General features: G+C 70.6%; 13 protein-coding genes. 4 read left to right on the forward strand and 9 right to left on the reverse strand.

The window, feature by feature from the left end:
* Nucleotides 1–110: 110 nt before the first annotated feature.
* Nucleotides 111–989, forward strand: coding sequence for a recombination regulator RecX (gene recX / locus EBH09_RS27240; RefSeq protein ID WP_193776565.1), 879 nt, complete (start codon nt 111–113; stop codon nt 987–989).
* 103 nt (nt 990–1092) lie between these two features.
* Here recX and EBH09_RS27245 read toward each other — a convergent pair whose 3' ends face one another.
* The 7 genes from EBH09_RS27245 to EBH09_RS27275 form a co-directional block, all read right to left on the reverse strand.
* Nucleotides 1093–1485: a rhodanese-like domain-containing protein gene (locus EBH09_RS27245; protein ID WP_121749593.1), complete on the reverse strand. Its 393-nt coding sequence runs from the start codon at nt 1483–1485 to the stop codon at nt 1093–1095.
* Entirely contained in the window at nt 1482–1952 is a 471-nt protein-coding gene (locus EBH09_RS27250) for a cysteine dioxygenase (protein WP_121749594.1), read from the reverse strand. Before EBH09_RS27250 ends, EBH09_RS27245 begins: the two co-directional genes overlap by 4 nt.
* Nucleotides 1918–3546 (reverse strand): FAD-dependent monooxygenase, encoded by a 1629-nt coding sequence (locus tag EBH09_RS27255; RefSeq protein ID WP_121749595.1) that lies wholly within the window; start codon nt 3544–3546, stop codon nt 1918–1920. Before EBH09_RS27255 ends, EBH09_RS27250 begins: the two co-directional genes overlap by 35 nt.
* A gap of 185 nt (nt 3547–3731) precedes the next feature.
* Complete coding sequence (locus tag EBH09_RS27260; protein WP_121749596.1) at nt 3732–4616, reverse strand: amino acid ABC transporter permease; 885 nt, start codon at nt 4614–4616, stop codon at nt 3732–3734.
* The gene (locus EBH09_RS27265) at nt 4613–5278 is read right to left on the reverse strand and encodes an amino acid ABC transporter permease (protein WP_121749597.1); all 666 of its coding nucleotides are present in this window, start codon (nt 5276–5278) and stop codon (nt 4613–4615) included. The genes EBH09_RS27260 and EBH09_RS27265 overlap by 4 nt, the downstream gene beginning before the upstream one ends.
* Before the next feature lie 84 nt (nt 5279–5362).
* On the reverse strand, nt 5363–6199 hold the full coding sequence (locus tag EBH09_RS27270) for a glutamate ABC transporter substrate-binding protein (RefSeq protein WP_121749598.1): 837 nt from the start codon (nt 6197–6199) through the stop codon (nt 5363–5365).
* Between the two features lie 91 nt (nt 6200–6290).
* Nucleotides 6291–7067 (reverse strand): amino acid ABC transporter ATP-binding protein, encoded by a 777-nt coding sequence (locus tag EBH09_RS27275; protein WP_121749599.1) that lies wholly within the window; start codon nt 7065–7067, stop codon nt 6291–6293.
* 288 nt (nt 7068–7355) lie between these two features.
* Here EBH09_RS27275 and EBH09_RS27280 point away from each other — a divergent pair, with 288 nt between their 5' ends.
* Both EBH09_RS27280 and EBH09_RS27285 read left to right on the forward strand, forming a co-directional pair.
* On the forward strand, nt 7356–8042 hold the full coding sequence (locus EBH09_RS27280) for a response regulator transcription factor (RefSeq protein ID WP_121749600.1): 687 nt from the start codon (nt 7356–7358) through the stop codon (nt 8040–8042).
* Between the two features lie 9 nt (nt 8043–8051).
* The gene (locus tag EBH09_RS27285) at nt 8052–9506 is read left to right on the forward strand and encodes a HAMP domain-containing sensor histidine kinase (RefSeq protein ID WP_121749601.1); all 1455 of its coding nucleotides are present in this window, start codon (nt 8052–8054) and stop codon (nt 9504–9506) included.
* On the opposite strand, the gene EBH09_RS27290 is transcribed toward EBH09_RS27285, so the two are convergent.
* Nucleotides 9485–10480, reverse strand: coding sequence for a TAXI family TRAP transporter solute-binding subunit (locus tag EBH09_RS27290; RefSeq protein ID WP_121749602.1), 996 nt, complete (start codon nt 10478–10480; stop codon nt 9485–9487). The genes EBH09_RS27285 and EBH09_RS27290 overlap by 22 nt on opposite strands.
* A gap of 108 nt (nt 10481–10588) precedes the next feature.
* Here EBH09_RS27290 and EBH09_RS27295 point away from each other — a divergent pair, with 108 nt between their 5' ends.
* Nucleotides 10589–11017, forward strand: a complete 429-nt coding sequence (locus EBH09_RS27295; RefSeq protein ID WP_121749603.1) for a MazG nucleotide pyrophosphohydrolase domain-containing protein — start codon at nt 10589–10591, stop codon at nt 11015–11017.
* A gap of 179 nt (nt 11018–11196) precedes the next feature.
* On the opposite strand, the gene EBH09_RS27300 is transcribed toward EBH09_RS27295, so the two are convergent.
* Entirely contained in the window at nt 11197–12429 is a 1233-nt protein-coding gene (locus EBH09_RS27300) for a cation:proton antiporter (RefSeq protein WP_121749604.1), read from the reverse strand.
* Nucleotides 12430–12433: the final 4 nt, after the last annotated feature.

Here is a 12433-nt window from a genome sequence, read left to right on the forward strand (position 1 = left end):
GGCGCGGACGCCGCCGCCTCCGCCGCACCGGCCGACGCCGCACCGGCGGTGCCCGCCCCCGCGACCGCCAAGGCCACCAAGTCCAAGGCCGCGGCAGCCAAGAGCTGACCGTGACACGACGAACCGACTGGGCCGAGTACGCGTACCCGGACAACGCCTCGCGGGAGCGCGAGCGGGGGAGAGCAGGTGACGACGTCTCCGTCGGTATGGACGACGGCGCGTACGGGGCGGCCGCGACCCCGTACGAGACGAACCTGTCCGACGTCGCGGACGGCACCGCCGACCCCTTCGCGCCGTACGGCGCCGAGGGCTCGTACGACGCCGGCTATCCCGGTGACGGCGGGGCACGCCGCGGTGGCGCGCGTGGCAGATCTCGACGGGGCCGTGGGGCGGACAGCGGGCGCGGGCGGCGTCGCGAGCGTGCGGAGTCGTCCGCCGAGGACGGAGGTGCCACTTCCTCGTCGAGGGCCGAGAAGGGGGAGCCTCCGCGGGACCCGGTCGAGCAGGCACGGGCGATCTGCCTGCGCCTGCTCACCGGGACCCCGCGCACCCGCAAGCAACTCGCCGACGCCCTGCGTAAGCGGGAGATCCCCGACGAGGCGGCCGAGGAGGTGCTGTCCAGATTCGAGGAGGTCGGCCTGATCAACGACAGCGCCTTCGCGGAAGCCTGGGTGGAGTCCCGGCACCACGGCCGCGGGCTGGCCCGGCGCGCCCTCGCCAGGGAGCTGCGGACCAAGGGCGTCGACGTCACGCTCATCGACGAGGCGGTCTCGCAGCTGGACTCCGAGCAGGAGGAGGAGACCGCGCGCGAGCTGGTCGCCCGCAAGCTGCGCGCCACTCGCGGCCTCGACCGCGACAAGAGGCTGCGCCGCCTCGCGGGCATGCTGGCCCGCAAGGGCTACCCCGAGGGCATGGCACTGCGGGTGGTCCGCCAGGCGCTGGAGGAGGAGGGCGAGGACACGGATTTCCTTGGCGACGAAGGGAGCTGACCCTCGACTATGCCTTCATCGCCGAGGAGCAGATGGCCCTCGCCGCACCCGAGGCTCTCGACACGGCTGGAGCCGATGGAGCCGACCGGGTGGGGTGCGCGGGCTACGAGACGGCCACCGGCAGTCCTGCCGCCCGCCACGCCTGGAAAGCGCCGATCAGATCAGTGGCCCGGTGCAGGCCGAGGCGGTGGAGGGACTCCGCCGCCAGGCTGGAGGCGTAACCCTCGTTGCACACCACGACGACGCGCAGGTCATGGCCCGTGGCCTCGGGGAGACGGTGGCTGCCCTGCGGATCCAGGCGCCACTCCAGTTCGTTGCGCTCGATGACCAGCGCGCCGGGGATCACGCCGTCCCGCTCGCGCAGGGCGGCGTAACGGATGTCCACCAGCAGCACCGTACCGGCCCCGGCGGCGTCGTACGCCGCGAGCGGCGCGATCCGACGGTAGCCGCCGCGCACGCGCTGCGGCAGAGCGTCGATTCCCGTCGGCTCGTTCACTGCCAGTCCTCCGGTCGCTCGACCTGCTCCAGGCGCAGGGTCTGCCCGTTGCGGCTGTAGCGGCGGATCCGCGGCAGGGACGAGTAGTAGGCATGCACGGAGACCGCGTGCCGGTCGGGTGACTCGTTGAGCACCTCGTGCACATGGTGCCGGCCGAACGCGCGTCCCTTGCCCGTCGGCAGTCGGCGTTTCCGGTCCACCCCGTCGGTGAGTTCCAGGGTCTTCCAGCCGCCGGTGGGCAGGCGGGCGGCGAGCGCGTTCTCCGTGAGTTCACCCGCGGCGCTCACGAAGGCGCCCACGGACTCGGCGTGGTCGTGCCAGCCGGTGCCCGTGCCGGGCGGCCAGCCGATCAGCCAGGCCTCGCATGGACAGTGCCCGGCGACGGCCGACGACTGACGGCCACGAGCCGTCGGCGCACCGCCTGACGGCCGGTCAGCGGGACCCGGCCGCGGCCTCCGCGCCCGCATCTTCCTCCGTGGGCTTCGTGACCGTGGTCGTCGCCCCGCCCACCGCTGTCTCCGCCGCCGCGTACAGGTCGGCCGGGCGCACGCCGTTCAGCGCCGTGACGAGGTGACCGTCGGGCCGCACCAGCATCACCGTATGGGCCGCGGCACCCGGGTAGCTCTCGGCGACCAGCAACTCGGCGTGATGCGGTAGCGCCGTCACCGCCGCCGCCAGCCGGGGCATGATGCCGGCGGTCACCCAGTGCTTGCGGTCCCACACGCCCGTACCCGGCGCGATCAGCACCACCAGCAGCGCCCCGCGCCCGAGCCGATCGCGCAGTCGTACGAACGTGCCGTCCTCCGCCGTGACCCGCACATCGGTGACGGGCGCTCCGGGCGGTGTGCCGACGGACACCTCCCCGGCGAGGTCCTCGGGAGCGAGCGGCGAGTCGGCGTACGTGCGCGGCGCACCCAGAGTCCCGCGCCGCAGGTGGCCGTCCGCGAGCAGCGCGTCGTTGCCGCGGGTCGAGCCGGGGACGTAGGAACGCAGGCCTCCGCCGCCGCGCAGCAGCGGCAGCACCTGGTCGGCGGCGCGCAGCCGCGCGGCGACCGCCGTGCGCCGCTCCTCCTGGTAGCTGTCGAGCAGTGCCTCACGCGGTCCGTGATGCCAGGCCAGGGCCAGTTTCCAGGCGAGATTGTCGGCGTCCAGCAGCCCCTCGTCGAGCCCCTGTGTACCCAGCGCGCCCAGCAGATGGGCGGCGTCCCCGGCGAGGAGTACGCGGCCCACCCGCCAGCGGCGGGCAAGCCGGTGATGGACCGTGTGGACCCCGGTGTCGAGGAGTTCGTACGATGGGGGCGACCCGCCCGCCCAGCCGGTGAGGGTCTCGCGGACCCGGTTGACCAGCAGTTCGGGCGTGACCAGGTCCTTGCCGGGAGGCAGCAGCCAGTCCAGACGCCACACGCCGTCCGGCAGAGGGCGGCCGACGATCTCGCCGGCCGACGGACCGGACGTACGCCATGGGGGCATCCGGTGGAGCAACGCCTCGTCGGTCCACGGGAGTTCCGTGCGGAGTGCGGCGACGGCGTATCGTTCCACCGCCGTACGGCCGGGGAAGCGGATGTCCTGGAGCTTGCGGACGGTGGAGCGGGGGCCGTCGCAGCCCACCAGGTAACTGCCGCGCCACCAGGTGCCGGCGGGGCCGCGGGTGTGGGCCGTGACGCCCGATGCCTCCTGCTCGATACCGTCCAGGCGGCTGTCCACCGCGACCTTGACGAGCGACTCGTGGGCGAGTGCCGTGCGCAGGACGTCGGTCAGTTCGTGCTGGGCGATGTGCAGCGGCGCCGGGTCGGTGTCGCCGAAGACGACCTCGCGCGTCACCTGCTTGCGCCGCATCGACCGCCATCCGGCCCAACGGAAACCAAGCCCCGTCAGCGGTGTGCCGGTCAGTCGCTCGACGAGGGTGACGGCGTCCTCGCCCAGGACGACGGTCCGCGCGGGACGCGGTTCGTCCTTGCCCGGCCCCTCGTCGAGAACGACACAGGGAACCTCCTGCCGCGCCAGCGCCAGGGCGAGCGTGAGCCCCACGGGCCCCGCTCCGGTGATGATCACCGGGTCCACGGCGCGACGCCCCCTGCCCGTGACGGTGTCCCGGGGGACGTGGGTGAACAGGACATTGGGGCAGGGTGCACGGTCACAGAACGTATGCAACCTATTGCCGCTGCTTGCGTCAAGTGACGGAGGCAGTGGCGATCATGCCACTGCCTCCGGTGATGGTCATATGAGGTGACCGAGTGTCAGCTGTGTCAGGCGGCGCCGGTTCCGGTCCCGGCTGCCTCGGTGTCGTCCGCCTTGAGTACCGCGCCGGTCGACTTCTTGGCCCGCCGCAGCCGCCGTTCCAACCAGCTCGCGAAGCTCGTGAGGAGGAAGTTGAGCGCGATGTAGATCACCGCGACAACGGTGAAGCTCGCGATGACGTTGGCACCGTAGTAGCCGCTCATCGTGTTGGCCGACGCGAGCAGTTCGGGGAAGGTGAGGACGGCACCGCCGAGCGCCGTGTCCTTCAGGATGACGACGAGCTGGCTGACGATGGCCGGCAGCATCGTCGTGACCGCCTGGGGCAGCAGGATGGTCCGCATCACCTGGCCCTTGCGCAGACCGATCGCCATCGCCGCCTCGGACTGGCCCTTGGGCAGGGCCAGGATGCCCGCCCGGACGATCTCGGCGAGCACGGAGGCGTTGTACAGCACCAGGCCCGTGACCACCGCGTACAACGGACGGTCGTCCGAGCTGACGTTGGTGTACTCGGCGAACAGGGCGAGGCCGAAGATCATCAGAACCAGCACGGGGATGGACCGGAAGAACTCGACCACGATCGCGGCCGGAACTCGTACCCACACGTGATCCGACAGGCGGGCGATACCGAGGATCGCGCCCAGCGGCAGCGCGATGATCACCGCGAGAGCGGCGGCCTTCAGAGTGTTCTCCAGGCCGGGCAAGATGTAGGTGGACCAGGCATCGGTGCCGGAGAAGAACGGCTTCCAGAGGGCCCATTCCAGCTGGCCCTTGTCCTTGAGGGTGCCGTACACCCACCAGAGGAGAGCCGCGACGGCCACCACGAAGACGGCCGTGAAGACGATGTTGCGCCGCTTGGCCCGGGGGCCCTGGGCGTCGTAGAGAACGGAGCTCATCGCTTCACCGCCACCTTCTTGCCCACCCAGCCGAGAATGAGGCCGGTCGGCAGCGTCAGAACCACGAAACCGAAGGCGATGACCGCGGAGATCAGCAGCAGCTGTGCCTCGTTCTCGATCATCTCCTTCATCAGGAGCGCCGCCTCGGCCACGCCGATGGCCGCGGCCACCGTGGTGTTCTTGATGAGCGCGATCAGCACGTTCGCCAGGGGAACGACGGAGGAACGGAACGCCTGGGGCAGAACCACGTGCCGCAGCACCTGGCCGAAGCTGAGGCCGATCGCCCGGGCCGCCTCCGCCTGCCCGACCGGCACCGTGTTGATGCCGGAGCGCAGCGCCTCGCAGACGAAGGACGAGGTGTAGAGGATCAGGCCGAGGACGGCGAGCCGGAAGTTGATCGTCTCGACGTCGTTCGCGCCGAGGGACACTCCCAGTGTCTGGTTCAGGCCCAGCGACGTGAACAGAATGATGACGGTCAGCGGGATGTTGCGCACGGTGTTCACGTACGCGGTCCCGAAGCCGCGCATCAACGGCACCGGGCCCACCCGCATGGCCGCCAGCATGGTGCCCCAGATCAGGGAGCCGACGGCCGACAGCACAGCGAGCTGCACTGTCGTCCAGAAGGCTCCCAGCAGGTCGTAATCCTCAAGAAAGTCGAACACGATCTCCCGCGCTTCCGCGTGTAGGGATGCCCACCCCGGTGCGCCGCCCCTTCCGGTGGGCGGCGCACCCTGTCAGGCGCTGCCTCAGCTCTTGATGTCGCCGATCTTGGGCGCCGGCTCGTTCTTGTAGTTGGCCGGGCCGAGGTTGTCCTTGACGGCCTTGTCCCAGGACTTGTCGGCGACCATCTCCTCCAGAGCCTTGTTGATCTTGTCCTTGAGGTCGCTGCCCTTCTTGACGCCGATGCCGTAGTTCTCGTTCGTCAGCTTGAAGCCGCCGAGCTTGAACTTGCCCTTGAACTGCTCCTGGGAGGCGTAACCGGCGAGGATCGAGTCGTCGGTGGTCAGTGCGTCGACGGCGCCGTTCTGCAGGCCGGGCAGGCAGGCGGAGTACGCCGGGTACGGCTGCAGCTGCGCCTTGGGCGCCAGCTTCTCCTTGACGTTCTGGGCCGAGGTCGAGCCGGTGACCGAGCAGAGCTTGGCGTCGTTCAGGTCCTCCGGCGTCTTGATCTTGTCGTCGTCGGCGCGCAGCAGCACGTCCTGGTGGGCGAGCAGGTACGGGCCGGCGAAGTCGACCTTCTCCGAGCGCTCCGGCGTGATCGAGTACGTGGCGGCGATGAAGTCGACGTCACCGCGCTGCAGCATGGTCTCGCGGTCGGCGCTCTTCGACTCCTTCCACTCGATCTGGTCCTCGGTGTAGCCGAGCTTCTTGGCGACGTACGTGGCGACGTCGACGTCGAAGCCCTCGTAGCCGTCGGGGGTCTTCTGGCCGAGGCCCGGCTGGTCGAACTTGATGCCGATGGTGATCTTCTTGTCGTCGCCGCCCGAGGAGCCGCTGTCTCCGTCGTCGGAGCCGCACGCGGTGGCGGTCAGGGCGAGGGCGAGAACGGTGGCCGAGGCGGCGGTGACCTTGCGGAGCTTCATGGTGAACATCCTTTGACTGTGATCAGACGATCAGATGCGAGAGGCGAGCCGGCTGGAGCGCGGGCGACACGGACGTCGGACCCGCACCGTGTCAGTGGTGCAGGATCTTCGACAGGAAGTCCTTGGCGCGGTCGCTGCGCGGATTGCTGAAGAACTGGTCCGGCGTGGCCTCTTCGACGATGCGGCCGTCCGCCATGAACACCACGCGGTTGGCCGCCGACCGGGCGAAGCCCATCTCGTGCGTGACGACGACCATGGTCATGCCCTCACGGGCGAGCTGCTTCATGACCTCCAGCACCTCGTTGATCATCTCCGGGTCGAGAGCCGACGTCGGCTCGTCGAAGAGCATGACCTTCGGGTCCATGGCCAGCGCCCGCGCGATGGCGACGCGCTGCTGCTGACCGCCGGAGAGCTGCGCGGGGTACTTGTCCGCCTGGGCGCTCACGCCGACGCGGTCGAGCAGGGCGCGGGCCTTCTCCTCGGCCTTCTTGGCGTCGACCTTGCGGACCTTGACCTGGCCCAGGGTGACGTTCTCGAGCACGGTCTTGTGCGCGAAGAGATTGAAGGACTGGAAAACCATGCCGACGTCGGCCCGCAGCCTGGCGAGCTCCTTGCCCTCGGCGGGGAGGGGCTTGCCGTCGATCGCGATCGATCCTGAGTCGATGGTCTCCAGGCGGTTGATGGTGCGGCACAGGGTGGACTTACCGGACCCGGAGGGCCCGATGACCACGACAACCTCGCCGCGGGTGATCGTCAGGTCGATGTCCTGGAGCACGTGCAACGCGCCGAAGTGCTTGTTGACACTCTTCAGGACGACCAGTTCGCCGGTCGCGGCCACATCTTCCTTGGCCACCGATACTTCGGTCATCGCTCTCGGGCTCCGTCCTCCTCGGTTTCGGAGGACAGTAGTAACGCCGAACGACCTGCGTCTCTACATCTGAGGGGAATCTGAGCATCACGATCCGGTAGCAATCGGATACGAGTCGTAGCACTGGTGAGCAGGGCGCATATCGGCCGGATAACTTCGAGCGGCCGCAACCGGAAGCCTCTTGACGCCGTCCCCCTCCATCGGCGTCACTGCACAAGGTGCCCGCGCGTGTGCACGTGTCTTTCTACCCATGCCGAGCGTACGGCCGATGAACCGAAGGGAGCCCGGATGAGACTGCTGCTCGTCGAGGACGACAACCACGTGGCCGCCGCTCTGTCCGCGATCCTGGCACGGCACGGCTTCGACGTCACCCACGCGCGCAGCGGCGAGGAGGCTCTCCAGGCGCTCGTCCCCGAGGTCGACTGCTTCGGCGTGGTCCTGCTCGACCTGGGGCTGCCCGACCAGGACGGCTACGAGGTCTGCGGCAAGATCCGCAAGCGCACCAGCACCCCCGTCATCATGGTCACCGCCCGCTCCGACGTCCGCTCCCGCATCCACGGCCTCAACCTCGGCGCCGACGACTACGTGGTCAAGCCCTACGACACCGGGGAACTGCTCGCCCGGATCCACGCCGTCAGCCGGCGCACCGCCCACGAGGACACCACCGGAAACACCGAGACCGTGGTGCGCCTCGGAGCGGTGCGTATCGAGCTGCCGACACGCCAGGTCACCGTGGACGGTTCGGTTGTCCAACTCACCCGCAAGGAGTTCGACCTCCTCGCCCTGCTCGCACAGCGCCCCGGAGTGGTCTTCCGGCGGGAGCAGATCATCAGCGAGGTCTGGCGCACCAGCTGGGAGGGGACCGGGCGCACGCTGGAGGTGCACGTCGCCTCGCTGCGCGCCAAGCTGCGCATGCCGGCGCTCATCGAGACCGTCCGCGGCGTCGGCTACCGCCTCGTCGCTCCCACCGGATAGCGGGGCCGGGTGAGCACACGCCTGCTCCCGCTGCTCATCGTCCTGATGGCGGCCGTACTGCTCGCGCTCGGCGTTCCGCTCGGCGTCAGCGTCGCCCGCGCGGAGCAGCAGAAGGTCGTCATCGACCGCATAGACGACACGGCACGCTTCGCCGCGCTCGCCCAGTTCGTCACCGAGGACGCGCCGGGCGGCTCGCGCCGGACGACCACGGACGAACGCCTGGAGACGCTGCAGACCGAGCTCATCAGCTACTACGAGGTCTACGGCATCAAGGCCGGCGTCTTCTACCGCAACCACATCCCGATGGCCAACGCGCCGACGACCTGGTTCCTCCCCCAGACCGGCGAGGTGCGCGACTCCTTCGACGAGGCGCTGCTCAGCCGCCGCAGTCACGACCCGCAGCAGGTGTGGCCCTGGGAGGACGGCCGGCTCGTGGTCGCCTCGCCGGTCATCCGGGACGGGGACGTGGTCGCGGTCGTGGTCACCGACTCGCCCACCGACTCGATGCGGTCGCGCACCCTGCGCGGCTGGCTGATCATCGGCGCCGGTGAGGTCGCCGCGATGCTGCTCGCCGTCGGTGCCGCGCTCCGGCTGACCGGATGGGTGCTCAGGCCGGTACGCGTCCTGGACGCCACGACCCACGACATCGCCACCGGGCGGCTCAAGTCCCGGGTCGCGCCGGCCGGGGGACCACCGGAGCTCAGACGCCTGGCCGGGTCGTTCAACGAGATGGCGGACCACGTGGAGGACGTGCTGGAACAGCAGCGCGCCTTCGTCGCGGACGCCTCGCACCAACTGCGCAACCCCCTCGCGGCGCTGCTGCTGCGTATCGAGCTGCTCGCCCTGGAACTGCCCGAGGGCAACGAGGAGATCGCCTCCGTCCAGACCGAGGGCAAGCGACTGGCCCGGGTCCTGGACGACCTGCTCGACCTGGCGCTGGCCGAGCACAGTCAGGCGGACCTGAGCCTCACCGACATCGGCGCGCTGGCCGCCGAGCGGGTCGTGGCCTGGTCACCGACGGCCGAGGCCAAGGGCGTGCGGCTGGTGGGGGACTGCCCGCCGACCACGGGCTGGGCCGACCCGGTGACGCTGTCCAGTGCCCTGGACGCGGTCATCGACAACGCGGTGAAGTTCACGCCGGCCGACGAGACCGTCCGGGTCACGGTCGCCTCCATCGGGGATGCCGCCACCGTCGTCGTCACCGACAACGGTCCCGGGCTGACCGACGAGGAGCTCGCGCGCGTGGGCGACCGTTTCTGGCGCAGCGGCCGGCACCAGAACATCAAGGGCTCCGGTCTCGGCCTGTCCATCTGCCGGGCGCTGCTCGCGGCGGGCGACGGCTCGATCCACTTCGGCCACCACGAGCCGCACGGCCTCGAGGTGACGGTCACGGTGCCGAGGTCCGGACCGGGGACGGGTGCACCCGAGGAGCCGGAGCGGCCCTACGGCTTCACCGACCGGTAGTAGCGCCGGGCACCCTCGTGCAGCTCCAGCGGGTCGGTGTAGATCGCGGTACGCAGGTCCACCAGCTGCGCGGAGTGGACGGTCGCCCCGATGCCGTCGCGGCTGTCGAGCACCGTCCTGGTCAGCCACTCGGTGAGCCGCGGATCCATGTCCGCGCGGGTCACCAGCAGGTTGGACACCGCCATCGTGGGCACGACGGAACCGTTCTGCACGGTGGGGTACGCCGACTCCGGCATGTTGGTGGTGCGGTAGTAGCGGGTCGCGCCGCCCGACTCGTGCAGCTTGGTGACGAGGTCCTCGCCGATCGGCACGAACCGGAAGGCGGAGGTCTCCGCGATCTGCTTGAGCCCGTCCGTCGGCACGCCGCCCGACCAGAAGAACGCGTCGAGCTCGTCGCCGAGCCGTCCCGGGCCGGTGTCGATCCCGTCCGCACGCGGCGTGATGTCCTTCTCCGGGTCGATGCCCACGGCCTTCAGGAGCCGGGTGGCGATCAGCCGTACGCCCGAGTTCGGCAGCCCGATGGCCACCCGTTTGCCGCGCAGGTCGGCGACGGACTGGATGTCCGAGCCACTCGGCACCACGAGCTGCACGTAGTCGTCGTAGAGGCGGGTGACGCCGCGCAGCCCCTCGGCGCCGGGACGGCCGGCGATCTTGTACGTTTCCACGGCGTCGGCCGCGGCGATCGTGAAGTCGGCCTCCCCGGACGCCACCCGCTCGACGTTCTCCTGCGAGCCCGCGCTGGTCATCAGCCGCACCTTCAGGTGCGGCATGTCCTTGCGCAGTTCGCTGCGCAGCAGTTCGCCGTACTTCTGGTAGACGCCGGCACGCGTGCCCGTGCTGAACGTGATCGCCCCCCTCGGCGGTTCCTCGCCCAGCGGCAGCAGCCACCACAGCAGCAGCCCGAGGGCGACGGCACCGGCGACCGCGCCCTGGACGGCGCGGCGTCTGCCGATACGGGAGAGCAGCGAGGACATGTGCGCGATCCTGCCAGTCCGCAACCCGGCTGACCAGGGCGGAGCTCACACGGCGACCGTGCGGGAGCACGGCGCCGACTGTCAGTGGCTCTCGCTACAGTCGTCGGCATGAGCTCCTCGCCCGCCGATCTGGTCCGCGCCTTCCACCTCGCCTTCGGGCTGGACGCCCGCAGCACCCCGACCGAGGTCTCCCCCGGCCTGGCCGCCCACAGAGGTGAGCTGCTCGCCGAGGAGGCCGCCGAGGTCGCCGAGGTGTCGGTGACGGGCCCGCTGGACCGGCTCGCGCACGAACTGGCGGACGTGGTCTACGTCGCCTACGGCACGGCGCTCGTCCACGGCATCGACCTCGACGAGGTGATCGCCGAGATCCACCGCTCCAACATGACCAAGCTGGGCCCCGACGGCCGGGTCAGCCGCAGAGCCGACGGCAAGGTCCTCAAGGGCGACCACTACGAGGCACCGGACGTGCCGGGCGTACTGCGCAGGCAGGGATGGACGCCGCGGACGGCGGAGGCGCTGGAGACACCGGGCGCCTGACGGGGCTGCGGGGCGTGCGGCGGCCTTCAGCGGTCCTCGTCGCTGCGGCTGCCGTCGCCGACGTACGACCGCGGCCCTTGCCGCCGACGTACGGCACGACGACCCCGGCACCTGCGTACCGGGGGTCGTACTGGGGTCGTGTCGGGTCGTACCTAGGCCGTCGCGGGGTCGGCGCGGGCTCAGTCGCCCACCGACGCCTCCGCCCCCGCCGTCTGCGGCGTCCCGTCGGGCACGCCGCCGGGGCGGTCGGGATTGTCACGGCGGCGGAAGAGACGGGACGCCAGCGGCTCGGTGAAGCGGGCGGTGAGGGGGCCGAGGACGACCAGGATGAGGACGTACGCCGTGGCCAGCGGGCCCAGGGACGGTTCGACACCGGCCGACACCGCGAGGCCCGCGATGACGATCGAGAACTCGCCGCGCGCCACCAGCGCACCGCCCGCGCGCCAGCGGCCCTTGACGGAGATTCCGGACCGCCGCGCGGCCCAGTACCCGGTGGCGATCTTCGTAACGGCGGTGAGCAGGGCCAGTGCGAGAGCGGGCAGCAGGACCGGCGGAATGCTGGCCGGATCGGTGTGCAGCCCGAAGAAGACGAAGAAGACCGCGGCGAACAGGTCCCGCAGCGGGCTCAGCAGCGTGTGCGCGCCTTCCGCGACCTCTCCGGACAGCGCGATGCCCACGAGGAACGCGCCGACGGCGGCCGACACCTGGAGCTGCTGCGCGACGCCCGCGACCAGGATCGTCAGGCCCAGCACCACCAGCAGCAGCTTCTCCGGGTCGTCGCTGGAGACGAACCGCGAGATCACCCGGCCGTAACGCAGCGCCACGAACAGCACCGCACCCGCCGCGGCCAGCGCGACCGCCAGCGTGATGCTCCCGGTCATCAGCCCGGCACCGGCCACCAGAGCCGTGACGATCGGCAGGTACACCGCCATCGCCAGGTCCTCCAGGACCAGTACGCTCAGGATCACCGGGGTCTCGCGGTTGCCGACGCGGCCGAGATCTCCGAGCACCTTGGCGATGACACCGGACGACGAGATCCACGTCACCCCGGCCAGGACGACGGCCGCCACCGGGCTCCAGCCCAGCAGCAGCGCGGCCACCGCGCCCGGCACGGCGTTGAGCGCGCAGTCGACGAGGCCGGCCGGATAGTGGGACTTCAGGTTGGTGACCAGGTCGCTGGCCGTGTATTCCAGGCCCAGCATCAGCAGCAGGAGGATGACGCCGATCTCGGCGCCGGCGGCGACGAACTCCTCGCTCGCCCCCAGCGGCAGCAGGCCGCCCTCGCCGAACGCCAGTCCGGCCAGCAGGTACAGCGGGATCGGGGAGAGGCGGTATCGGCCGGCGAACCGGCCGAGCAGCCCCAGCCCCAGAATGATGGAACCGAACTCGATCAGCAGAACCGCGGAGTGCACCGGC

The organism is Streptomyces sp. E2N166 (genome assembly GCF_003671715.1).
Classification (GTDB): Bacteria; Actinomycetota; Actinomycetes; order Streptomycetales; family Streptomycetaceae; genus Streptomyces; species Streptomyces thinghirensis.